A 23,683-nucleotide genomic window follows, 5' to 3' on the forward strand; every position below is an offset into this window, starting at 1 on the left:
CTTAAATTGATGATGATTTGGAAAAGTATTTAAGCCAGTTAAATGAAGCACAATTAGAGCCTACAATTCAAATAGAAGGGCCTATGATTGTTATTGCTGGAGCAGGTTCAGGTAAAACAAGAGTGCTAACATTTCGTATAGCATATATGATGAGTAAGGGCATAGACCCTTTTAATATTTTGTCGCTAACATTTACAAATAAGGCGGCAAAAGAAATGAAAGAACGTATTGCTACCATTGTTGGTGCTAGCGAATCTAAGAATTTATGGATGGGAACGTTTCACTCCATATTTGCTAAAATATTAAGAATTGAAGCCGATAAACTAGGCTATCCAAGTAACTTTACTATTTATGACTCTCAAGATTCTGGCCGTTTAATAGCGTCTATTATCAAGGAGATGAATTTGGATAAGGACATCTATAAATACAAACAAGTATTAGGTAGAATTTCGTCGTATAAAAATAGTTTGATTACGGTTCGTGCCTACATGCAAAATCCAGAATTAAAGGAGGCCGACGCTATGGCAAGACGTCCGCGAATGGGCGAAATTTATAAGGAATATGTAGACCGTTGTTTTAAGGCGGGTGCTATGGATTTTGATGATTTGTTACTAAAAACCAATGAGTTGCTTACGCGTTTTCCGGAAGTTTTAGCAAAATATCAAAACCGCTTTAAATACATTTTGGTTGATGAGTATCAAGATACAAACCACTCGCAGTATTTAATAGTTAGAGCTTTATCAGATAAATTTCAGAATATTTGTGTGGTAGGTGATGATGCACAAAGTATTTATGCTTTCCGTGGTGCTAACATTAATAATATTTTGAATTTCCAAAATGACTACGACGATGTAAAAGTATTTCGATTAGAACAAAATTACCGTTCTACTAAAAACATTGTTAACGCAGCAAATTCTATTATAGATAAAAATGAAACCAAACTCGATAAAGTAGTTTGGACGGCTAATGATGAAGGTGGAAAAATTATTGTAAACCGTTCTTTAACCGATAGTGACGAAGGACGTTATGTGGCGAGTACCATTTGGGAAAGCAAAATGCAGAATCAATTAAAAAATAGTGATTTCGCTATTTTATATCGTACCAACGCGCAATCTAGATCTATCGAGGATGCCTTAAGAAAGCGTGATATTCCATATAGAATTTACGGTGGCACCTCCTTTTATCAGCGTAAAGAAATTAAAGATGTTGTTGCTTATTTAAGGTTAGTAATAAATCCTGCCGATGAGGAAGCCTTAAAACGTGTTATTAATTTTCCGGCTAGAGGTATTGGTCAAACCACGGTAGATAAACTTATTGTTGCTGCTAACGGTTATAAGCGCACCATATTCGAGGTGATGAAAAACATTGATAAAACCAATGTAAGCATTAATTCAGGAACAAAAACAAAGCTTAAAAACTTTGTAACGCTAGTTGAAAGTTTCCAAGTGCTTAACCAAACAGCCGATGTTTTTGAGTTAGCAGAACATGTTACTAGAACCACCGGAATTATAAAAGAATTCAATAAAGATGGCACGCCAGAAGGTATTGCTAAAATGGAAAATATTGAAGAACTTTTAAATGGTATGAAAGATTTTGTGGAAGGCCAGAAAGAAATTGCCGATACCACAGGATCTTTAGCAGAGTTTTTAGAAGACGTGGCTTTAGCCACTGATGCTGATGGGGATAAAGGTGATCCAGATCACGTCGCATTAATGACCATTCACTTGGCAAAAGGACTAGAATTCTCCAATGTATTTGTAGTTGGTTTAGAAGAAGATTTATTCCCTAGTGCTATGAGTGGTAATACTCGTGCCGAATTAGAGGAAGAACGTCGACTGTTTTATGTGGCCGTTACTAGAGCCGAAAAACAAGCGTATTTAACTTATGCCTTATCAAGATACCGTTGGGGTAAATTGGTAGATTCTGAACCTAGTCGTTTTATTTCAGAAATCGATGAGCAGTATTTAGAAATTGTAACGCCTATTGAAGAACGCCGTTTTAACCCGATGCTTTCCGCCGATATTTTTGGCGATGCAGAACCAAATATTAAGGCTAATCCAAATAAAATAAGATATAAACCAGCCAAAAAGCCAGTGTTTAAAAAGGCTAATGCTGCTAAAAAAGAACCTGAGAAATTCCAAGTGACAACACCTAAAAACTTAAAGCCTGTTGCTAAAAGTGAGGGAGAAGCAAATTTGTTTGACAGTAAATTAACAGTAGGAAACCTTGTAAAACATTTACGTTTTGGCGTTGGTGAAGTTAAAAAGATTGAAGGTGTAGGCGCCGATACTAAAGCAGAAATTAATTTTCAACATGGTGGTGTTAAAAAGCTATTGTTGCGTTTTGCAAAGCTGGAAATTATTGGATAGTATCCAGTTTGCAGTATTTAGTAAGTAGTTGGCTGTTTTCAGTGTGGAGTTTGCAGTCAGAAATTTTCGATCGTCGGTCTTTCGGCTTCGGTCAATGAACTTCTGTCTTCAGTCAAGGGTCTTCGGTCATCCGTCTTCCAACTTTATAATGTCAAAAAAAAATAAAATCACCGCAAGTTTATTTTAAATAAAGCATCTAAATTTTAATAAACAAATAATAATTATCAGTATGAGAATTTTTCTTTTATTACTATGTGCTTTAAGTTTTAATGTGTCGCAAGCCCAACCAGGTGGTGGTGGCGGTCGTGGAGGTCGTTCTATGGGCGGCGGTCAAGGTCAAGGACAAAGTGAACGACAACGACCAAAAACGGTGGAGTTTAATGCCTCAAACATTGTTGGGATTTTTAATTATGATGATAATGAAGCGGTCGATAAAATTAAACTAAAAAGTAAAAAAGAATCCGCCTTAATTTTAGATGTTCGTCAGGCTATAATGCAATATAACCAAGCGGTAAATGAGATTGCGCTTAATAATAAGGATAATTTCGATACGCTAAATGTGTATATGAATGCACTCATGAAATCATCAAGACCACAAAGAGGTCAGCAAAGAGGTTCTGGTGATTATGGTATGCAGGAAGATAATCAAGATAATCCCATACGACAAGCCAAAAGGTTAGCAGAAAAAAAAATGGAACCTGCTAAAAAAGGAATTCAAGAAGAAGAAGCAAAGCTTAATGCAAAGCTAGAAGGTATATTAAATGAAAAGCAATATAAAAAATGGCTTAAATATCAAACAGCTGTCAAAAAAGAATTAGAGCCAGAAGCCAAATCAGAAAATAACAGCAATATGTCTCGTGGTGGCGGACAAGGAGGATCGTCTAGAGGTGGTGGCCAAATGGGGTATTAAGAACTAATTATTTAAAGCACTATTTAAGTTTTTAATAGTGCTTTTTTTATATGTCTTATCTTTAGGGTTTAAATTATATAGGGAATCACTTTAGGATACCAAAATAATATTTAAATTGTATAAGTAAATTCACGAGATAAAAAATGGCTACTTTTCTAAAAATATATAATGATAATCCAAATCCCAAAGCAATTGCGCAAGTCGTAGATATTTTAAAAAAGGGTGGTTTAATTATTTACCCAACCGATACCGTTTATGGTTTAGGTTGTGATATTACTAACATTAAGGCTTTAGAGAAAGTAGCGAGAATTAAAGGTGTAAAGCTCGAAAAATCTAATTTCTCATTCATTTGTCACGATTTAAGTAATTTAAGCGATTACGTAAAACAAATAGATACTTCCGTTTTTAAAATCTTAAAACGTGCACTTCCAGGAGCGTATACCTTTATTCTTCCAGGTTCAAAAACGTTACCAAACCCATTCAAGAAAAAGAAAACAGTTGGAATTCGTGTGCCCAACAATAATATAGCCTTAGAAATTGTAAAGCTATTAGGAAATCCTATTATTTCAACTTCAATACGCGACGACGATGAAGTTCTAGAGTACACTACAGATCCCGAATTAATTCTAGAAAAATGGGATAACCTAGTAGATTTGGTAATCGATGGTGGTTATGGCGATAACGAACCATCAACGGTTATCGATTTATCAGAAGGTGAACCTATAGTAATTAGAGAAGGTAAAGGAAGCTTAGAGATTTTCTAAATCATCATATCAAACTAAATGTCAGTTCGAGTAATCTCGAATTTTTTTCGAGATTGTATCGAGAACCACTCTAAAACCGGTATTCTAATTTAAAATACAACGCCATCTATTTTTTTAAAACTAGCACAACAAATTAATTTAAATTTCCAAACCGCAAAATTCAGAAATTTGCCCATGAACATATCAGAGATTAACAGCGACATTCCCGTTTTTGCTTCCGATACTATTATATTCGGTGTCTTATGCATTACGCTAGCACTAATATTTCACACCTCCAGTTTACCAAGGTTTTCAAAGTTTTATAAAATTGTACCAGCGCTACTACTATGTTATTTTTTACCATCAGTATTAAGTTCTGTAGGGTTAATAGCCGATAAATGGATAGACGTCACAGCCACAATAACACACTTACAAACCCTTTATGGCAATTTAGAAGGTGTTAGTAATTTGCACGATTTAAAGGTGTATATCTCAACAAACCAAATAGATGAACCGGTGTATGCCCAATTTATAGATGGTAGCAAGTTGTACTATGTATCGTCGCGGTTTTTGTTACCCGCAGCATTGGTGTTATTAACCATGAGTATCGATTTAAAAGGTGTTTTTAAATTAGGCTCTAAAGCTTTAATCATGTTTTTAACCGCAACCCTTGGGGTAATGATTGGTGGTCCGTTGGCTATTTTATTTTTTAGTTATGTAGCTCCAGATATTTTAATAGATGTAGAAGGTACCGAACTATGGAAAGGATTATCAACCGTAGCTGGAAGCTGGATTGGTGGCGGTGCCAACCAACTCGCCATGAAAGAGCAGTGGGAGGTAAGCGATAGCCTGTTTAGTATCATGGCTGTAGTAGATGTATTGGTGGCCGAAGTTTGGATGGCATTCCTATTATTAGGCGTTGCTAAATCCGATAAAATAGACGCTTATTTTAAAGCCGATAACTCATCTATAACCGCATTAAAAAATAAAATGGAAAGCTTTAGTTTAGAAACTGCAAGAATTCCATCTTTTAACGATTTAATAATCCTTTTAGGTATTGGTTTTGGTGTAACCTCGCTAAGCCATTTTGTAGGCGATAATTTAAGCGTTTGGGTAATAGAAAACGCCCCGTTTTTGGTTGATTTCGGACTAGGTAGTGCCTTTTTCTGGTTAATAATTACCGCAACAACCGTTGGTGTTATACTATCTTTTACCAAAATAAAAAGTTACGAAGGTGCAGGCGCCAGTAAAATAGGCACCGTGTTTATTTACATTTTGGTAGCCTCTATTGGTATGAAAATGAATTTAAATGCCATAGTAGAAAACATAAGTCTATTCGCTATTGGTTTCGTTTGGATGCTTATACATGTTGGTTTACTATTTGTAGTCGCTAAAATTATAAAAGCCCCATATTTCTTTTTGGCAGTAGGCTCTAAAGCTAATATTGGTGGTGCAGCTTCGGCGCCTGTAGTGGCAGGAGCTTTTCATCCGTCTTTAGCGCCAGTAGGTGTTTTGTTGGCGGTTTTAGGCTATGCTTTAGGCACGTATGCCGCATTTGCCTGCGCTTTAATGATGAAGTGGGTAAGTTAGTTTTTTGAGCGCTATTTGGGCGCCTGTCTTGAGCGTAGTCGAAAGGTTACCACACCCTTCGGCTGCGCTCAGGGGTAGGCGGTCGGGCTTTCACTACTCAATCCCTGCTATGTCGGGGATTTCAAATATGCCGTTAAATCCCTAACGCGGGTTTCTTTGCTAATTTGGTTTTAAAATTAAATATTGTTGTTGTTTTGAAGGGGTTCGTTTAACGTCTCGGCTATGGTTTGTACGGGGTTATAAAGAGATGATCTTTCTGTTTTACACTATGTTTATAAAGGATACGGAACTTTATTATTAGCACTGAAACCCGTATTAAATATAGCCATTGTTAGCTTTAGTTTTTAATACGTGAATTTTAAGGAATATAAATCAGCTTCTTTCATGGTTATACGAAGTTTAATAGTATTACCTATTAAAGAAGAAATATTAGTGTTTTTTTTCCAAGGAACTATTCTAGAAATTTCATCACCTATCATTTTATCAGAGATGTAACTTGTAAAATTATCTATTGGATTATTATTTCCATCCAGTATTTCTATGATTATATAGCCACCAGCACTTGTGGAATAATTAATTTCCAATTGATCTCCTTTAAACTGAAATGGTTTTGTAATAAAAAAACCTTTATTGAACCTAGCATTTATTGATGAAAAACCGTCCAATCTAATTTTATATAAACTGTTACGTGCAAAAATCCCCATGTATTTATCATCCAAAGGCACAACATTTAAAGTAATATAATTAGATCTATTTCCCCATTTTTTTTGATCCATTCCGGGTCTTATAAAAGCTTCTTTAAATTGCCTATTAAATTTAAGTCCATCTCTTGAGCTCATTATAACTATATCAGTAGAATTACCGTTTTCAGGAAAAAATCTAGTAGCTAAGGAAATATAAAAATGTGGAGCTCTAAAATACGGTTGTACTCCAGAAGTATATAAATGTTCTCCATTAAGGTTTGGGAATATATTTATAGGGGTGCTCCAATTAACAAAATCCTTAGAAGTTGTTCTTGCAAAAGATCTCAATCCATTAATAAATCTTCTAAAATAGATAACATATTGTTCTTCTTTTTCCGACCAAAACGCTAAGTTTTGAGAATCAAATTCGTAATATGTTGTATCAACTTTAAGAATAGCTTCTTTTTTTCTCTTAAATTTTATACCATCGTTTGAATAAAAAGAGAAGAGTCCACTATTTATTGTGCCAGCTATCGCTCGATATTTGTATTTAGATTTTGGGTTTAAGTCTTTAAAAGGAGTGAAATTGTGATTAAAAGGAGGTTCGTAATGAATGTAATTTTTAATACTGTCGTTTAAAAAAGTATTTTCTTCTTTCCAACTGTATCCGTCTATACTTGTTGCGCTTTTAGTTATTTCACCAGGATTCCCATCAAAACCTTTACCTTTCCAAAAATTTAATTTATCTCTAAAATAGATTCGATATAAGCTATCCGTTTTAATTATTGTTTGATAATAACCGTTTGGGATGTTTTTGCTTTTTATTTCTCGAGGGTGATTTAATTTTAATTCTAAGCCAGAGATACTATCTATTAAGTGATCATCAATAAATATTTCTCTTTTTGACTCTAGATTTAATATGTTTTGGGAACATAACTTTATAGAGGTAATTGAAAGTAAAAGAATTATTATTAAGTTTTTCATTGTTATTTTAATTAAAGCTAATGCAAAGATAAGTTTCCGTTTCAATGAAATTTATCGATTGTTAAACGAAGTTAGCGAATTTTTCTGACAAAGTCAAGTGGTGTGCTAAAACGATTATATAAATTTGATATTGAGTTTATAAGCTGCGTTAGGGATTGAACGGCATGTTTGAGCTCGCCGACGTAGGAGGGATTGAGTAGTGAAAGCCTGACCCTTTAGGGGTGCCTTTCGACTTCGCTCAAGACAGGCTCCAAAAAAACTTAGAAAAACAGTTGTGAGATTTTCTTTTTGAAGGGCATAAAAAAAGCCCAATCTTTCGATTGAGCTTTTAGTATGTATATGTGAGCGGTATTAGTTGTTACCTGCTTCTAGGTTTTTCATTTCCTTTTCAATCATGTCGTAAAACTGATCGATTTTTGGAAGAATAACAACACGTGTACGTCTGTTTTTTGCTCTGTTTGCAGCAGTATCGTTATCGGCTAATGGCACGTAAGAACTACGACCAGCAGCGATTAACTGTCCTGGGTTAACATCTAACTCTTGTAATACTCTAATGATAGATGTAGAACGTTTTACACTTAAATCCCAGTTATCTACTAACACTCCTTTACTGTATGATTGGCTGTCTGTATGACCTTCGATCATAGCTTCGAAATCTGGTTTGCTATTAATTACCTTAGCTACTTTTGCTAACACACCTTTTGCTTGAGATGTTACATTGTAACTTCCTGATTGGAATAATAATTTATCAGCAATAGAGATAAATACCACACCTTTTTCAACATTTACTTCGATATCTGGATCGTTAATTCCAACTTCACGTTTTAAGCTAGTTACTAAAGCTAATGTTACACTGTCTTTTCTAGAGATAGCGTCTTGTAAACGTGTGATTTTTAAATCTCTTTCTTGTAAAGACTCTAAAGATTTTTCAAGGTTTGTTGCACCTTTAGATGTTAATTCTGTTAAATCTTGAGAACTTTTAATTAAAGCTGTATTGTTCTTTTTTAAATCGTCAAGCTGATCTTTCATAGCCTCTACACGTGCTGTGGCTGATGCTCTGTCTTCTAAACAAGAGTTAAGTTTTACAGTTGCTGAGTTAAGTAAGTCTTGAGTTTCTTTTTGTTTTGCTTCAAGGTCTGTGAACAATTTTTTTGATACACATGAACTTAATAAAAGCATTGCAGATGCACTTAGTAATAAAATTTTTCTCATGATTATTTTAAGGATTAATTTCTATATTTAACTACAAAAATATACAAAATTCGATGGTTTTTAACATTTTAACAAAACTTTTGCTAATAGCCTTATAAACTGCGGTATTCTGTTTTTTTACATACGAAGTAATCGTACACAATAGATGTTGTATAATAGTACTTTGTTTTGGTTTTTATGGCTTTTCGTTGTTTTAGTACTCGTGGTAATTGCATGTAATAACTAAAGTGTGCTTTTAATATCGCTAGCACGTGTAAGGGTTTTAATTGCAATAAAAACTTAATGGCTGCTACACCATCTAACAAAAGCCGCATAAATATTTTACCAAATACAAAGCCATTGGCATTTTTGGTTAGGGTAATTAAGCTATTCCGGAAGTTTAAAAAGGTTTTTCTGGGATTGGTAGTTTTTAGGGTAGCACCGCCTACATGATATATTGTAGATTGCCCAGTATACTTAATAATATGACCTAGGTTTTTTGCGCGCCAGCATAAATCGATTTCTTCCATGTGAGCAAAAAAATACTCGTCAAGGCCATTTAATTGTTGGTAAACGTTGCTTCTTATAAATAAACAGGCGCCTGTTGCCCAAAATATTTCGGTAGTATCGTTATACTGACCTTGGTCTTTTTCGATGGTATTAAAAATACGACCTCTACAATACGGATAGCCATATTTATCTATAAAGCCTCCTGCAGCACCAGCATATTCAAAATACGCCTTGTTATTAAAGTCTAATATTTTAGGCTGAATTATACTTGTATTAGCCTCGGTTTTAAAGGTGTTTATAATAGGTGTAAGCCAATTTGGAGTAACCTCGATATCGCTGTTTAGTAAGCAGTAAACATCGGCATTTACATGTTTTAATGCGTCGTTGTAGCCTTTGGCATATCCGCCATTGGTTTGGTTTTGTATTAATTTTATATTGGGGTAGTTGGTTTTTACAAAGGTAATGGAATCGTCGGTCGAGGCATTGTCTGCTACATAAATATCGGCACCTTGACTATGCTGTATTACCGATGGTAAAAACTGTTGTAAAAGTTTTTGTCCGTTCCAGTTTAGTATAACGATGGCAATTTTCATGTTTAAATACCTGAATTTTTTTTGTTGTTTTTTATATTTTGTGCGACTGCGACTGTAAACTACATACTAATTACTGCCTACTAAACTCCGGCATATCTTTTAAAAATTGATAGCGTTCATTTTCAAAATCCATTTGGCAATAATAATGATTTAATCCGTTTGTTACCATTAAAAATGTGGCATTTAACTCTAGGTTATAACGCGCAATTTGATCGAAAGTAGATTGATTTATGGTAATTTTAGGAGCTTTACATTCTACAATTAAATGAATGGTGCCGTTGGGATTATAAACCACAATATCGTAACGTTTTTTTAAATCGTTAATGATTATTTCTTTCTCAACATTTATTAGCGATAGCGGATAGCCTTTTTCTTGTACTAAAAACTGAATACAATGTTGGCGCACCCATTCTTCGGGCTGTAAAATGATAAATTTTTTGCGTATAGGATCGAAAATAGAAACTTTATTTTCGCTATTTTTGAAACGGAATTGATATGTAGGAAAATTTAAATTTTGCACCTCACAAATTTATCATTATTAAGTCACTTGTAGTGATTTTAATAAAAAATTTTAAAGACACTTTGGACGAAGTAAAACAGTTAGTTACCGATATTAAAAACAAAAACCTTAAGCCTATTTATTTTTTAATGGGTGAAGAGGCTTATTATATTGATAAAATATCGGATTTTATTGAAAGCTCGTTACTAAGTGAAGAGGAGCGTGGTTTTAACCAAATGACATTATATGGTAGAGATGTTACTATAGATGATATTGTTGGGCAAGCAAAACGTTTTCCTATGATGGCAGAGTATCAAGTGGTTATTGTTAAGGAAGCTCAAGATTTATCGCGCCATATTGAAAAACTAGCAGCTTATGCTAAAAACCCGCAACCATCTACAGTGCTTGTAATTAATTACAAATATAAAAAGATTGATAAGCGCAAAGGGTTATATAAAGCACTGAAACCGGATTGTGTGGTTTATGAAAGTAAAAAGCTTTATGACAACCAGGTACCCGATTGGATTAGACGTGTATTATCGCCAAAAAACTATACTATTTCGCCTAAAGCAGCACAAATGCTTGTTGAGTTTTTAGGGACCGATTTAAGTAAAATTAATAACGAGCTAGAAAAGCTTCAAATTATTTTACCCGAAGGCACCCAAATTTCGCCAGATCATATTGAGGAAAATATTGGGATTAGTAAAGATTACAATAATTTTGAATTACGAAAGGCCATTGGCGAACGTAATGTGCTTAAAGCGCATAAAATAGTTAATTATTTTGGTGAAAACCCAAAGGATAACCCCATGGTGGTAACGGTTTCGTTATTATTTAGTTACTTTTCACAATTGCTTCATTTTCATGGGTTAAAAGATAAGTCGCCTAGAAGTGTGGCTTCTGCATTAAAGGTGAATCCTTATTTTGTGAACGATTATATTACAGCTGCTAGAAATTTTCCGATGCGAAAAGTAAGTGCCGTAGTATCTACGTTAAGAGAGTTTGACGTAAAGGGTAAAGGTGTAGGATCTAACGCTGTGCCGCAAGGCGATTTGCTTAAAGAACTTTTGGTTAGAATACTTTCGTAAAAGGGTTTTGGCATTTTTCAAATGGAGTTACTAAAATTTTAATGGTACTAGAATGTGCGCTAGGGATAGTAGTGGATATCCCACAGCCCGACGTAGGAGGTGCGAGGACTTGGAACGAATAGCCCGACCCTTGTGGTAGCGCCCAAATTATTCTATTATTTTATAAATAAACAGAAATTGTTAGCACAAGCATAGTAAAAATAAGTAGGATTATAACCAATGGTATAACGAATTTCAGCCATTTATTATAACCTACTTTTACGATGGCTAAGGATGCTAAAATTAATCCTGTTGGGTTTATAAACGCGAATAAGCCCATGCCGTATTGGTAAGCGTTTACTATCATTTCTCTGCCTATACCAACGCCATCGGCAAGTGGCGATAGGATGGGCATAGTTAATACGGCCATTCCCGAAGATGATGGTATAAAAAAGGATAAACCACCATAAATATAGAGCATAGCGTTAATAAAAACGCCTTTGTTCATGCCGTTTGTGGTGTTGCTGGCGTAATATAAAAGGGTGTCGCTAATTTGGCCGTCGTTCATTATAATAGTGATGCCTCGTGCTATACCAATAATGATAGCTACACCTAGTAAATCGCCAGCGCCTTTTACAAAAACATCTACAAACGTGTGTTCTTTTATTTTACCAATGATGCCAATGGCTACGGCTCCCACTAAAAAGGTAACGGTCATTTCTACAAACCACCAATCTAATTGCGATACACCATAAATCATAACTACAAAACAAGACATAAAAATGATTAAGATTAGGCGTAAACGAAACGTTAATTTTATGGATGCATTGGTACTGTTTCCAAAGTGCTTTTCGATGGCTTCCTTTTGATCGTAAATTATAGATTTAGTGGGGTCTTTTTTAACACGTTGTGCATACCTTATTATATATAGAATACAGATTAAGGTGCCTAAAAACAGCATGATAAAGCGTCCTGTAATGCCCGTGGTCCAATTAATTCCTGCTGCATCTGAGGCTATAATGGCAGAAAACGGATTTGTAGTGGAACACATGGTGCCAATACAAGAGCCTATGTAAATACAGGCAAGCGGCACCATGGCATCGTATTTAGCGGCTAAAAATATTGGGATAAGAATGGGGTAGAAGGCGATGGTTTCTTCGGCTAGACCAAAGGTGGTTCCGCCAACGGCAATTAAGCTTGTTACCAATATAATAAGGATAAACTCATAACCTTTTAAGGTGTTGGCTAGCCACGATATGCCAGCATCGAAGGCACTTGTGTAATTTATTATACCTATTAAACCACCTATAATTAGGACTAGAAAAATAATATCGGCACCTTCAATTATACCTTTTATGGGGGATTTAATAAAAGGTATAATACCTTGAGGTTTGGCTTCAACTTGTTGGTACGTATTAGGAATGCTTATAGGTTTCCATATATCGCCCGATGTAAATTTTTCTAATGGGATTTTTATACCAAGATTGTTTAAGGTTTCTTGAGAAGCATCTAGTTGCGTGGTTTGCTCCAAACTTGTTTGCGTAAAGGTGTTGCTAGGTGAGTTATAGGCCAAGGAGTCATATTTTCCAGAGGGCACAAACCAAGTTAAAAAAGCAACTAATCCAGCTATAATTATTAATATGGTTTGGGCGGTTGGGAATTTAATTTTTTTCAAGGCTTTAAATTTTTAATAAAACGAAAGATAGTACTATTTTAGTTTTTATTAAATATTAACTTAGAAATGAACATTGCAATCCATAAAAGTTGGCAACCTTATTTAAAAGAAGAACTTAGTAAACCTTATTTTTTGAACTTAATGAGTTTTGTTGAAACGGAATACAACAACACGATATGCTATCCGCCAAAAAATCAAATTTTTAATGCTTTTAATTATTGTCATTTTGACGATGTAAAAGTGGTTATTCTTGGTCAAGATCCTTATCATGGCGAAGGGCAAGCTAATGGCTTATGTTTTTCTGTAAATGATGGTATTGCGCATCCGCCGTCTTTAAAAAATATATTTAAAGAGCTTGAAACCAATTTAGATACACCGTATCCGGAAAATGGAAACTTAATGCGTTGGGCAAACCAAGGGGTTTTATTATTGAATGCAACCTTAACCGTTAGAGCTCATAAAGCCGGAAGTCATCAGAAAAAAGGCTGGGAGACTTTTACCGATTCTGTAATAAAAACGATAAGCGATAAAAAGGAAAATATTGTGTTCTTGCTTTGGGGCGGATATGCGAAAAAGAAAATAAAATTAATTAATGTTGAAAAACATGAGGTGTTTACTTCTGGGCATCCATCGCCACTAAGCGCTAATAGAGGCTACTGGTTTGGTAATAAACATTTTTATTACGCCAATACACATTTGGAAAAAAGTGGGATAGATCGAATTATTTGGTAAACAACTGGTTTTCGTTTTCCCTTTTGTTTTTATACAAAACATGTAAAAGAAAAAAGAACGCCAATATTATTGAAGCAAATAAAATAATTATAGATATAATGTTTAACATAATTTTGAGTGTTATAGGTTAGACACGAAAAATATATTTTAGTCACATATAACGATTATAATTTTTTAACGCATGCAATAAAAATTGCTTGTGTAGAAAGTTATAAAGCTGGTAGGTTGAAGTATAGGGTTTTGTTAATGCTGCAAATCCATGTATTGTAAAGCGGAAATGCTTTTATAACTTTAATAAATAAAGAGTTAAACGTCAAAATATTAACTACCAGTAGCTCCAAGAGTTTGAATAGTATGAGTAACGATTAATCGGGTTCGTAATACAACAGGTTTTTTATCTATTTTATTTTTCTTAATAGTCTTGTTACAACTTAGTTTAAGTAATAAAAAATTAAAGATTACAAGTCCAATAAAAATTAGAGTAATTGTTAATAACATAGGCATTTAAAATTTATAGTGAGACCCTGAATTTATTTAATGGTCACAATTTTAAATTATTATCATTAATGCTAACAATTTAAAATATATCTATTTATATGAACTATAAAGTGTTATTAAGGGATATATGGAGGAGTCTTTTTATCTTAAGTTTTCCCTTTACGATGAATTGAAATATTATAAAATGAAAGTATTGCTGTAGGAAAAAAAGCCTGTAAAAGAATGAAAAGTAAACGAAATAGAAAGATTGACTTTAGTGAAAAGGCAAAAATAACACTATAAAATAGTGTAAAGTACTCTTGGAGTTAATAAAGAGTTATTTGAAAAACAAAAAACTTAGAGCTATTGGAGGGTGAAAAGTGATAAAAACAAAATAGGCATTAAAATAAAAATTTTTTAATGCCGTTAGTATATCAATCGCAAAAAAAAATACTAGTATTAACTACCAGTAGCTGCAAGCGTTTGTGTAGTAGGAGCAACGGTTAAGCGTGTTCTTAATACAACAGGTTTTTTGTCAACTTTTTGTGCTTTAATAGTCTTGTTACAACTTAATTTAAGTAATAACAGATTAAAGATTACAAGTCCAGAAAGAATTAGAGTAATTGTTAGTAACATAGGCATTCAAGATTTAGAGTCCGACAATTTACGCTTTAATCCGCTAAACAGCAAGTGCTTGTCAGTAAAATAATATTTTAGTTGTTCTACGATGCAAAATTAACAAATGTTTAGCATTTCGCAATACTTACTTGTACGTATTTTATTATTTTTAAGATATCGTTAAATTGTTAAGTAAAAAATTAAGTTTTTAATATTTTATTTGCCTTTTTGTTGTGTACAATTCAATAAAACAATACAACACGTAACCTGTTTAAAATCAACTTGTTGGTTATTTTTATTGTATTTTTTTTAAATCAAAAGGGAGTTTTACTTAAATAAATTTATTTTTGAATAAAATTATAATTAAAATGAATCAACCTGAATGGGTCGTAGTCAAGGAATATCAGGATATCACTTATAAAAAGTGTAACGGTGTTGCTAGAATTGCTTTTAATAGACCAAATGTTCGAAATGCGTTTCGACCAAAAACAACAAGCGAATTGTATGATGCGTTTTATGATGCCAACGAAGATGTAAATATTGGTGTTGTATTATTATCAGCTGAAGGACCATCAACAAAAGATGGTGTGTATTCATTTTGTAGTGGTGGCGATCAAAAAGCGAGAGGTAAACAAGGCTATGTAGGAGAAGATGGATACCATCGTTTAAATATACTAGAAGTACAACGATTAATTCGTTTTATGCCAAAGGCTGTTATTGCTGTTGTTCCTGGTTGGGCTGTTGGTGGCGGACATAGTTTACATGTAGTCTGCGATTTAACCCTAGCAAGTAAAGAGCATGCTATTTTTAAACAAACCGATGCCGATGTTACAAGTTTTGATGGCGGTTATGGTTCTGCTTACTTAGCAAAAATGGTTGGGCAGAAAAAAGCTAGAGAGATATTTTTCTTAGGGCGTAATTATTCTGCTCAAGAAGCTTTTGATATGGGAATGGTTAATGCCGTTGTAACTCATGATGAGCTTGAATCTACGGCATATGAGTGGGCTCAAGAAATTCTTGGAAAATCGCCAACGTCTATTAAAATGCTTAAGTTCGCTATGAATTTAACCGATGATGGTATGGTAGGTCAACAAGTTTTTGCTGGTGAAGCTACACGTTTAGCTTATATGACAGATGAAGCCAAAGAGGGCAGAAATGCCTTTCTAGAAAAACGTAAGCCTAATTTCGATAAAAAATGGATTCCTTAAATGGGAAATTTTTCGACTTGGATTTCTGCAATGCGTTTAAGAACATTGCCACTTTCTATTGCCGGTATTATAATAGCAGGGTGTTTAGCGCATTATAATGGTGTTTTTAAATGGAATATTTTTGTACTTGCTATTCTTACAACTTTAAGTTTTCAAATATTATCTAATCTTGCTAACGATTATGGTGATGGTATAAAAGGAACTGATAATGAAGATAGAATTGGTCCTGTGCGGGCTATTCAATCTGGTAATATAACTCCCGAAGAACTTTTTAATGGTATTAAATTAAATATTTTAATATCTATTATTCTAGCTTTTGCGCTTATCTTTTCGGCATTTGGAGTTAAACATTTTTTGCTAACCATATTCTTTTTTGCGTTAGCTATTGTCTCTGTTGTCGCTGCAATTCGTTATACCGTAGGTAATAGCGCTTATGGTTACAAAGGATTAGGGGACATTTTTGTTTTTGTTTTTTTTGGATTAATTAGCGTTATCGGAGCTTATGTTTTATTTGCAAAACAAGTAGATCACGTTACGTTTTTACCCGCATTTACAATAGGTTTATTGAGTACAGGTGTATTAAACCTGAATAATATGCGCGATAGATTGTCTGATGCTAAGGCTAATAAAATTACGCTTGCGGTTAAATTAGGAGAGAAAAAAGTTAAACGCTACCATAACGTTTTGGTTTTAGGTGCCATTATCCTATCTGGGTTATTCGGGATATTATATTATACATCTCCGTATAATTTAATTTTCATGATTACCTATGTGCCATTATTACTTCATTTAAGACGAGTTAATGCGAATAAGGAACCCAAACTTTTGGACCCAGAATTAAAAATACTAGCCTTAACAACAGTGTTATTAGCAATTTTATTAGGAATAGGACATTTACTTCCATTTTAGTATATTTAGTACTCATAAACTTATAATTTATTTTTAATGAAAATCACATTCTACGGTCATGCTAGTTTAGGAATTCAAATAAAGGATATTAACATTCTTGTAGATCCTTTTATTAGTCCCAACGAAAAAGCATCTCAAATAGATATTAATACGCTTAAAGCGGATTATATTTTGGTTACACATGCACATCAAGATCATATTGTAGATGTTGAAGCCATTGCAAAACGTACGGGCGCAGTTGTTGTTTCAAACTTCGAAATTGTTAATTATTTTGGAGCGCTTGGTATCGATGGTCATCCTATGAACCATGGTGGTAAATGGGATTTTGAGTTTGGTACTGTTAAGTACGTAAATGCCATACACACCTCGTCGTTTCCAGATGGAAGTTACGGTGGTCAACCTGGTGGATTTGTAATTGAAGGCGAGCATAAGAATGTCTATATAGCCGGCGATACGGCCTTAACTTTCGATATGAAATTAATTCCGCTTCAAACCAAGTTAGATTTAGCAATTTTACCAATAGGCGATAATTTTACTATGGGTGTAGATGATGCTATTATAGCCAGCGATTTTATAGGTTGTGATAAAGTAATGGGATATCATTATGATACTTTCGGTTACATTGAAATAGACCATGAAGTGGCAAAACGAAAATTCTTTGAAAGGGATAAAGATTTAATGCTTTTGGAGATTGGAGATTTTATTGAACTATAAATGATAAAAGCAACGTACAGCCCATACATTTTAAATTTTAAACAGGCTAGTGGCACGTCTCGAGGTGTTTTAAAAACTAAAGAAACTTGGTTTATAATATTAAATTCCGAGAATAAAAAGGGGATAGGTGAGTGTGGATTATTTAGAGGTTTATCCATTGATGATACTGCAGATTACGAAGACAAACTAAAATGGGTTTGTAATAATATTGATTTGGGTCTAGATGAATTACTGATCCGTTTAAAGGAATTTCCAAGCATTCAATTTGGATTAGAAACCGCTTTTAAATCTTTAGAAAGTGATGATTCATTTAATTTAATACCTTCAGAATTTACTCGTGGTAACGATGCTATCCCTATAAATGGTTTAATTTGGATGGGATCTGAAGCTTTTATGAAACAGCAAATTAGGGATAAAATTGATGGGGGTTTCAGTTGTATTAAAATGAAAATTGGAGCTATTGATTTTCTTTCAGAAATAAATCTTTTAAAATCTATTCGAAAACAATTTTCATCAACAGATATTGAATTACGTGTGGATGCAAACGGCGCTTTTCATCCTTCTGAAGCTTTAGAAAAATTAAAAGTTTTATCAGAATTAGATTTACATTCTATTGAGCAACCAATAAAACAAGGGCAAATAGAAGCTATGGCTATGCTTTGCGAAAAAACACCCTTGCCAATTGCTTTAGATGAAGAATTAATTGGCGTGTTTTCTGTAACAAAAAAGCAAGAGTTGCTACAAATGATTAAACCACAATATATTATTTTAAAACCTAGTTTGGTTGGTGGTTTTTCTGGGAGTAACGATTGGATTAATCTCGCTAAAAAACAAAATATAGGATGGTGGATAACGAGTGCATTAGAGAGTAATATAGGCTTAAATGCGATTGCACAATACACCTATTCAAAAAACAGCAACATGCCACAAGGTTTAGGTACAGGTGGTTTATTTAGCAATAATTTTGATAGCCCTTTGCAAGTAAAAAATGGTACATTGCAGTACAATAATTTAATACCTTGGAAATTTAATTTATAATATGGATTACATACAACAAGCCTATAAAGGATTACATGATTTTTGGCGTTATATAATTGGCGGCTTTATAATATTTTTCGCTTGGCAAATAATAGGAATGATTCCTTTGGGAGTGGCTTTGGCGGTAAAAATATTTGGTGATGCATCGGTAGGAATGCCAACCGATATTCCTGAAATGAGCAAAGTTCTAGGGAGTAATTTGTTTTTGTTTCTTATGCTGTTATCTTTTGCTGTTGGACTTGCGGGTGTGTTTATATCATCTAAGTTTTTACATAAGCAGTCCATAACGAGTTTAACTACAGCCCGAAAAAAAATAGATTGGAAACGCTTTTGGTTCATATTTATAATATGGGGTGTTGTGTCGAGTGGCTTTGTGTTATTTGATTATTATATGAATCCGGAGGATTATCAGCTTAACTTTAATTTGCAACCTTTCTTAATTCTTGCAGTAATCGCTATTTTATTTATACCGTTGCAAACGAGTTTTGAAGAGTATTTTTTTAGAGGCTATTTAATGCAAGGTTTAGGGGTGCTTTTTAAAAACAAATGGGCGCCTTTATTAATTACATCTATAGGTTTTGGGTTAATGCATATTGCTAACCCAGAAGTAGAAAAATTAGGGCCAGTTATTATGGTATATTACATTGGAACAGGATTGTTTTTAGGTATCATAACACTTATGGACGATGGTTTAGAGTTGGCTTTAGGCTTTCACGCAGCTAATAACTTGTTTACTGCGTTATTGGTTACTGCCGATTGGACAGCGCTACAAACACATTCTATATTAAAAGATTTATCTGATCCATCAGAAATGGCTTTAGCAGAAATATTTGTTCCTGTTTTTGTTGTGTTTCCTATATTACTTTTTGTACTTTCCAAAAAATATAATTGGACTAATTGGAAAGATAAACTTTTAGGCCAAGTGGTAGAACCACCAAAAGAAGATTATAAAATTTTAGATTAAAAAATATGACACCGAATTACAAGAATGTACATTTAAAATTTAAGTTAGATAATTTAAATTATAAGTATGACGACCTTATGGAAGTAGCTTATAGCTATGTTAAGGAAGGATTACCATACCAACAAGAACTAGGAGAGTTTTTATTAGATTGGTTAGACGATAAAGCTCATGTTATTGTAAAAACATCTGGATCTACAGGAAAACCTAAAAAAATTGAAATTAAAAAACAGGCTATGGTAAATTCGGCTATAGCAACCGGCGATTATTTTAATTTAAAACCAGGCGATAAAATTTTACATTGTTTACCATCAAACTTTATTGCTGGTAAAATGACTATTGTAAGAGCTATTGTTCTAGGTTTAGAATTAGATATGGTGCAACCTGCAGCCTTACCACTAATTGATTACGAAAAGGATTATACGTTTTGTGCTTTTACCCCCATGCAACTTAAAAACTTCGCCAAATATTTAAAAAATATTAAAACAGTAATAGTTGGTGGTGGTCGTGTATCTCAAGCTGTTGCAGCACTTGTAAAAGACAAAAAGCCTAATGTTTATGAAACTTACGGAATGACAGAAACCGTGTCTCATATTGCTGTAAAAAAATTAAATAATTTTACTGGTGCTAAGGACGAAGCATTTTTCACTACGCTTCCAGGAATTAAAGTATCTAAAGATAAAAGGGGATGTTTAACTATTAATGCGCCTAAATTATCTGATGAAGAAATTGTAACTAACGATATGGTCGACATCATTTCAGATACAAGTTTTGAATGGTTAGGACGTTTTGATAATGTTATTAACTCCGGAGGTATTAAGCTATACCCAGAGCAGATAGAAAGTAAACTTCAAGATAAAATACCAGGAGAATTTTTTATTGCTTCAAGAGAAGATGATACTCTGGGAGATAAACTAATTTTAGTTGTTGAAGGGGAAAAAAGAGATATTGATATTTCAATTTTTAGTGAGTTAGATAAATTTGAAAAGCCAAAAGAAATTCATTTTGTATCTAAATTTGAAGAAACTAAATCTGGTAAAATTAATCGTAATAAAACTTTAGAAACTTTAAACTTGGTTTAATTAAACCACAGCCTTTTTCTAATTACAAAAAAGTAAACCCATGAGTTTTATTCAACGTGTATTGTCCACCGTTACCGGGATTATTGTATTTCTAATCATTTGCTTTATAGGTTTAATAATTTTAGGAGCTATTTTAGGTTCAGGATCCGATGATTTAATTAAGGTGAAATCTAATTCGGTTTTAGAGTTAACTTTAGACTTTCCCATTAAAGATTATGGCGGTAAAATTGAATTTGCTGAATATCCATTTTTAAATGAAAGCAGTAAAAAAGGACTTTTTAACATTATTGATGCTATACATTACGCAGCAACAGACAATAATATAAAAGGTATTTCTATAGATAACAATTTTATTAATGCGGGCGTTTCGCAAACAAAAGCGCTTCGAGGTGCCTTATTAAAGTTTAAGGAATCTGGCAAGTTTGTGGTAGCTTATGGCGATATCTATTCGCAAAAAGATTATTATTTAAGTTCGGTTGCCGATACCATATATATTAATCCTGCAGGCATGATGGAATTTAAAGGCTTATCAACACAGCAATTGTATTTCAAAGATTTCCAAGAAAAAACAGGTTTTAAAATGGAAATTGTTAGACATGGTAAATACAAAAGTGCTGTAGAACCTTTTTTAGCAAATGAAATGAGTGATAATAATAGAGCTCAAATCGAGGCTTATTTAAATTCGCTTTGGCTGGAAATGAGAAAAGATATTGCAGTAAGTCGAAATATTACGGTAGAACGTTTAAATAGTATAGCAGATAGTTTATTGGCTAGAAACCCGGAATTAGCTAAATCATCTAATTTAATAGATAAAATAGCATATCATGACGAATATATTAGCGCCATGAAGTATGCTATTGGTATGGAGCCCGATAAGGAATTAAATAGAGTAGCTATGGAAGATTATTCCGAATATGCTTCAAGATATTTAGGAGGAAAGTATAATAAGAATAAAATAGCAGTCATTTATGCCGAAGGCGATATTATTTATGGTGAAGGCGACGAAAATACTGTAGGTCAAGGTACCATGGAAAAGTCTCTACTAGAAGCCAGAACCAACCCAAATATTAAAGCTGTCGTTTTACGCGTTAATTCTCCAGGAGGAAGCGCGTTGGCGAGCGAACTTATTTGGCGAGAAATAGAATTAACTAAAAAAGTAAAACCTGTTATAGTATCAATGGGTAATTACGCTGCTTCTGGTGGTTATTATATTGCTAGTAATGCACATAAAATTATAGCAGAACCAACCACAATTACAGGTAGTATTGGAGTTTTTGGTATGTTGCCTAACGGAAAGCAGCTAGCAGAAAATATGGGCATTAATGCAGAACAAGTCATTACAAACCAAAACGCATTAACTTATAGTTTTTTTGAACCTTTAAGTGATAGACAACGAAAATATATAAAAGAAGGTGTTGTTAACGTTTACGAGTTGTTTACAAATAGAGTGGCGCAAGGCAGAAAATTAACTATAGCCCAGGTTGAAGAGATTGCGCAAGGTCGAGTATGGACAGGTGTAGATGCCTTGAAAATTGGGTTGGTTGATGAATTAGGAGGCTTAGATTTAGCATTAAAGTATGCGGCAGAAGCAGCAGAACTTCAAGAGTATTCAGTAAGAGAGTTTCCTGTTTTTGAAAAAGACTTAGATAAAATGCTTGAAGATTTTGGCATAGTAAAAGCTAAAGAAACTATTTTAAAGGAGGAACTAGGAGAGGAGAATTACAAAATTTTAAAAGAAATAAAATCAATGTCGCAGAAAAAGGGCGTTCAGTTGTTATTCCCTTACGGTACAAATATTAAATAAATTTGACCCTATAAAAAGGGCTTTAAAGTAATTAAAAAGAGGTTTTCTATCAAGAAAGCCTCTTTTTTCGTTTAAAAACATATCATTTCTTAGAGTTATAAAATTGTTTTTCATCTTAGGTAATAGAGATTTCTGTAGGTTTTATTAATAAATATCTCCATTTAAAAAAACAGATTAACTGCAGATAAATACCATTCGTCTACACTTAAGTTTTATTCATCTAATTGTAATTTAAAAAGACTATTTCATACCTAATTTTGCCTTGAATTTAATAAAAAAGTGTATTTCAACGACAAAATGTGACTTTTATCTTTATGATGAGTCTTATTATTAGAATCGAATTTTTAATCAAATTATATAAGTGCAGTTAAAAACTAAAATACTAACATTAACATTAATCTTTATAGCGTTCCCGCTTTTAATGATCTCTCAAGTTAAAATAGGTGATAATCCTTCTTTAATTAATTCAAATTCTATTCTAGAATTAGAAAGTAATAGCAAAGTACTTGTTATTACGAGATTAAGTGAAAGCGAAATAAATGCCTTAACACCTTTAGAAGGCGCGTTGGTTTATAATACAGATGCCCAATGTGTTTTTGCTTTTGATGGTTTAATTTGGAAAAATTTATGCGACGAGCCAAATATTAGCGTTAGTGCAACTAGCCCATTAAACAATAAAATAGGTGATTTTTGGTTTAACAATGCTACAAATTTAGTAAGCATATGGAATGGTACTCAATGGCTTCCTATAAATATTAATCCACGTCGCGGTAGCGGTGTTCCTAATGCTTCAATAGTAAACCCTTTAGCTGGAGATATCTATGTAGATCAAAATACAGGCGAAATTTACTCTTATAATGGTAGCGTTTGGGTGTCGGTTAATAAAGACATTAATGCTAACAACGGTATTTCTATAAACAGTAATACTCTGCAGCTAGGTGGTGCTTTAATAACACCAACTGTAATTACAACCAATGCTTTAAACACATTGGCTATTGAAGGGCTTCAGGATGTGAATTTTAGTAATTCATCAAATAGTATCGTAGTTGTAGATAATACTTCGGGAGTACTTAAAAAAGTATCTACTTCAAACCTTGTAAGGCAGCAACAAGTTATTGTAATGGCCAATAACGGTCAATCTCAATTTACAACGCCTTCAGAATTCGCAGTAGTTGATGAGCTGGAAGTATACAGAAACGGAGCACGAATAACATTTACTAGAGTAAATAGTACGACCATAGAAGTAGAACCAGAAGCCACATGTTATGATGGCGATGAAATAAGAATAGTTCAATTAAAAGTAAATCCCCTAAATAGTAATTAATA

Annotated in this window: 20 protein-coding genes; 14 read left to right on the top strand and 6 right to left on the bottom strand. The window is 33.4% G+C overall.

The window, feature by feature from the left end; genetic code table 11:
- Positions 1 to 17 precede the first annotated feature (17 nt).
- The 4 genes from AAFN75_RS14760 to AAFN75_RS14775 all read left to right on the top strand — a co-directional run bounded on the left by AAFN75_RS14760 (position 18) and on the right by AAFN75_RS14775 (position 5,612).
- Positions 18 to 2,369: an ATP-dependent helicase gene (locus AAFN75_RS14760; protein WP_411807059.1), complete on the top strand. Its 2,352-nt coding sequence runs from the start codon at positions 18 to 20 to the stop codon at positions 2,367 to 2,369.
- Positions 2,370 to 2,598: 229 nt separating this feature from the next.
- Entirely contained in the window at positions 2,599 to 3,279 is a 681-nt protein-coding gene (locus tag AAFN75_RS14765) for a hypothetical protein (protein WP_411807060.1), read from the top strand.
- Between the two features lie 143 nt (positions 3,280 to 3,422).
- A complete protein-coding gene (locus AAFN75_RS14770; RefSeq protein ID WP_411807061.1) occupies positions 3,423 to 4,043 on the top strand; it encodes an L-threonylcarbamoyladenylate synthase in 621 nt (206 codons plus the stop codon).
- Between the two features lie 174 nt (positions 4,044 to 4,217).
- The gene (locus AAFN75_RS14775; protein WP_411807062.1) at positions 4,218 to 5,612 is read left to right on the top strand and encodes a DUF819 domain-containing protein; all 1,395 of its coding nucleotides are present in this window, start codon (positions 4,218 to 4,220) and stop codon (positions 5,610 to 5,612) included.
- Between the two features lie 344 nt (positions 5,613 to 5,956).
- Here AAFN75_RS14775 and AAFN75_RS14780 read toward each other — a convergent pair whose 3' ends face one another.
- The 4 genes from AAFN75_RS14780 to AAFN75_RS14795 all read right to left on the bottom strand — a co-directional run bounded on the left by AAFN75_RS14780 (position 5,957) and on the right by AAFN75_RS14795 (position 10,093).
- Entirely contained in the window at positions 5,957 to 7,279 is a 1,323-nt protein-coding gene (locus tag AAFN75_RS14780) for a hypothetical protein (RefSeq protein ID WP_411807063.1), read from the bottom strand.
- Positions 7,280 to 7,630: 351 nt separating this feature from the next.
- The gene (locus AAFN75_RS14785) at positions 7,631 to 8,491 is read right to left on the bottom strand and encodes a flagellar motor protein MotB (RefSeq protein WP_144116003.1); all 861 of its coding nucleotides are present in this window, start codon (positions 8,489 to 8,491) and stop codon (positions 7,631 to 7,633) included.
- A 92-nt stretch (positions 8,492 to 8,583) separates the two neighbouring features.
- The gene (locus AAFN75_RS14790; RefSeq protein ID WP_411807065.1) at positions 8,584 to 9,573 is read right to left on the bottom strand and encodes a glycosyltransferase family 2 protein; all 990 of its coding nucleotides are present in this window, start codon (positions 9,571 to 9,573) and stop codon (positions 8,584 to 8,586) included.
- 70 nt (positions 9,574 to 9,643) lie between these two features.
- Positions 9,644 to 10,093: a type I restriction enzyme HsdR N-terminal domain-containing protein gene (locus AAFN75_RS14795; RefSeq protein ID WP_411807066.1), complete on the bottom strand. Its 450-nt coding sequence runs from the start codon at positions 10,091 to 10,093 to the stop codon at positions 9,644 to 9,646.
- A gap of 62 nt (positions 10,094 to 10,155) precedes the next feature.
- On the opposite strand from AAFN75_RS14795, the gene holA reads away from it, so the two are divergent.
- Positions 10,156 to 11,160, top strand: a complete 1,005-nt coding sequence (gene holA / locus AAFN75_RS14800; protein ID WP_411809288.1) for a DNA polymerase III subunit delta — start codon at positions 10,156 to 10,158, stop codon at positions 11,158 to 11,160.
- Between the two features lie 160 nt (positions 11,161 to 11,320).
- On the opposite strand, the gene AAFN75_RS14805 is transcribed toward holA, so the two are convergent.
- On the bottom strand, positions 11,321 to 12,814 hold the full coding sequence (locus AAFN75_RS14805) for a YfcC family protein (RefSeq protein ID WP_411807068.1): 1,494 nt from the start codon (positions 12,812 to 12,814) through the stop codon (positions 11,321 to 11,323).
- A 66-nt stretch (positions 12,815 to 12,880) separates the two neighbouring features.
- On the opposite strand from AAFN75_RS14805, the gene ung reads away from it, so the two are divergent.
- A complete protein-coding gene (ung, locus tag AAFN75_RS14810; protein ID WP_411807069.1) occupies positions 12,881 to 13,546 on the top strand; it encodes a uracil-DNA glycosylase in 666 nt (221 codons plus the stop codon).
- Between the two features lie 936 nt (positions 13,547 to 14,482).
- Here the strand turns inward: ung and AAFN75_RS14815 are convergent.
- Entirely contained in the window at positions 14,483 to 14,659 is a 177-nt protein-coding gene (locus AAFN75_RS14815; protein ID WP_172625841.1) for a hypothetical protein, read from the bottom strand.
- Positions 14,660 to 15,009: 350 nt separating this feature from the next.
- On the opposite strand from AAFN75_RS14815, the gene AAFN75_RS14820 reads away from it, so the two are divergent.
- The 8 genes from AAFN75_RS14820 (at position 15,010) to AAFN75_RS14855 (ending at position 23,681) form a co-directional block, all read left to right on the top strand.
- Positions 15,010 to 15,849, top strand: a complete 840-nt coding sequence (locus AAFN75_RS14820; protein ID WP_411807070.1) for a 1,4-dihydroxy-2-naphthoyl-CoA synthase — start codon at positions 15,010 to 15,012, stop codon at positions 15,847 to 15,849.
- A complete protein-coding gene (gene menA, locus AAFN75_RS14825; protein WP_411807071.1) occupies positions 15,850 to 16,758 on the top strand; it encodes a 1,4-dihydroxy-2-naphthoate octaprenyltransferase in 909 nt (302 codons plus the stop codon). It abuts the gene before it with no gap.
- A 36-nt stretch (positions 16,759 to 16,794) separates the two neighbouring features.
- Positions 16,795 to 17,472, top strand: coding sequence for a metal-dependent hydrolase (locus AAFN75_RS14830; RefSeq protein ID WP_411807072.1), 678 nt, complete (start codon positions 16,795 to 16,797; stop codon positions 17,470 to 17,472).
- The gene (locus AAFN75_RS14835) at positions 17,473 to 18,510 is read left to right on the top strand and encodes an o-succinylbenzoate synthase (RefSeq protein ID WP_411807073.1); all 1,038 of its coding nucleotides are present in this window, start codon (positions 17,473 to 17,475) and stop codon (positions 18,508 to 18,510) included.
- A 1-nt stretch (position 18,511) separates the two neighbouring features.
- Entirely contained in the window at positions 18,512 to 19,474 is a 963-nt protein-coding gene (locus tag AAFN75_RS14840; RefSeq protein WP_411807074.1) for a lysostaphin resistance A-like protein, read from the top strand.
- Between the two features lie 5 nt (positions 19,475 to 19,479).
- Positions 19,480 to 20,553 carry an AMP-binding protein gene (locus AAFN75_RS14845; protein ID WP_411807075.1) on the top strand — a complete coding sequence of 358 codons (1,074 nt, stop codon included), beginning with the start codon at positions 19,480 to 19,482 and terminating at the stop codon, positions 20,551 to 20,553.
- A gap of 40 nt (positions 20,554 to 20,593) precedes the next feature.
- Positions 20,594 to 22,357, top strand: a complete 1,764-nt coding sequence (sppA, locus tag AAFN75_RS14850) for a signal peptide peptidase SppA (protein WP_411807076.1) — start codon at positions 20,594 to 20,596, stop codon at positions 22,355 to 22,357.
- Positions 22,358 to 22,718: 361 nt separating this feature from the next.
- The gene (locus tag AAFN75_RS14855) at positions 22,719 to 23,681 is read left to right on the top strand and encodes a hypothetical protein (RefSeq protein ID WP_411807077.1); all 963 of its coding nucleotides are present in this window, start codon (positions 22,719 to 22,721) and stop codon (positions 23,679 to 23,681) included.
- Positions 23,682 to 23,683 lie beyond the last annotated feature (2 nt).

Source organism: Algibacter sp. AS12 (genome assembly GCF_046736315.1).
In the GTDB taxonomy this organism is placed as follows: Bacteria; Bacteroidota; Bacteroidia; order Flavobacteriales; family Flavobacteriaceae; genus Algibacter_B; species Algibacter_B amylolyticus.

Coding starts and splice junctions, on each gene's coding strand:
- AAFN75_RS14820 (WP_411807070.1), top strand. CDS start 15,010: ATGAATCAACCTGAATGGGTCGTAGTCAAGGAATATCAGGATATCACT.
- menA (WP_411807071.1), top strand. CDS start 15,850: ATGGGAAATTTTTCGACTTGGATTTCTGCAATGCGTTTAAGAACATTG.
- sppA (WP_411807076.1), top strand. CDS start 20,594: ATGAGTTTTATTCAACGTGTATTGTCCACCGTTACCGGGATTATTGTA.
- AAFN75_RS14840 (WP_411807074.1), top strand. CDS start 18,512: ATGGATTACATACAACAAGCCTATAAAGGATTACATGATTTTTGGCGT.
- AAFN75_RS14765 (WP_411807060.1), top strand. CDS start 2,599: ATGAGAATTTTTCTTTTATTACTATGTGCTTTAAGTTTTAATGTGTCG.
- AAFN75_RS14770 (WP_411807061.1), top strand. CDS start 3,423: ATGGCTACTTTTCTAAAAATATATAATGATAATCCAAATCCCAAAGCA.
- AAFN75_RS14785 (WP_144116003.1), bottom strand. CDS start 8,491: ATGAGAAAAATTTTATTACTAAGTGCATCTGCAATGCTTTTATTAAGT.
- ung (WP_411807069.1), top strand. CDS start 12,881: ATGAACATTGCAATCCATAAAAGTTGGCAACCTTATTTAAAAGAAGAA.
- AAFN75_RS14775 (WP_411807062.1), top strand. CDS start 4,218: ATGAACATATCAGAGATTAACAGCGACATTCCCGTTTTTGCTTCCGAT.
- AAFN75_RS14835 (WP_411807073.1), top strand. CDS start 17,473: ATGATAAAAGCAACGTACAGCCCATACATTTTAAATTTTAAACAGGCT.
- AAFN75_RS14780 (WP_411807063.1), bottom strand. CDS start 7,279: ATGAAAAACTTAATAATAATTCTTTTACTTTCAATTACCTCTATAAAG.
- AAFN75_RS14830 (WP_411807072.1), top strand. CDS start 16,795: ATGAAAATCACATTCTACGGTCATGCTAGTTTAGGAATTCAAATAAAG.
- AAFN75_RS14845 (WP_411807075.1), top strand. CDS start 19,480: ATGACACCGAATTACAAGAATGTACATTTAAAATTTAAGTTAGATAAT.
- AAFN75_RS14790 (WP_411807065.1), bottom strand. CDS start 9,573: ATGAAAATTGCCATCGTTATACTAAACTGGAACGGACAAAAACTTTTA.
- AAFN75_RS14815 (WP_172625841.1), bottom strand. CDS start 14,659: ATGTTACTAACAATTACTCTAATTCTTTCTGGACTTGTAATCTTTAAT.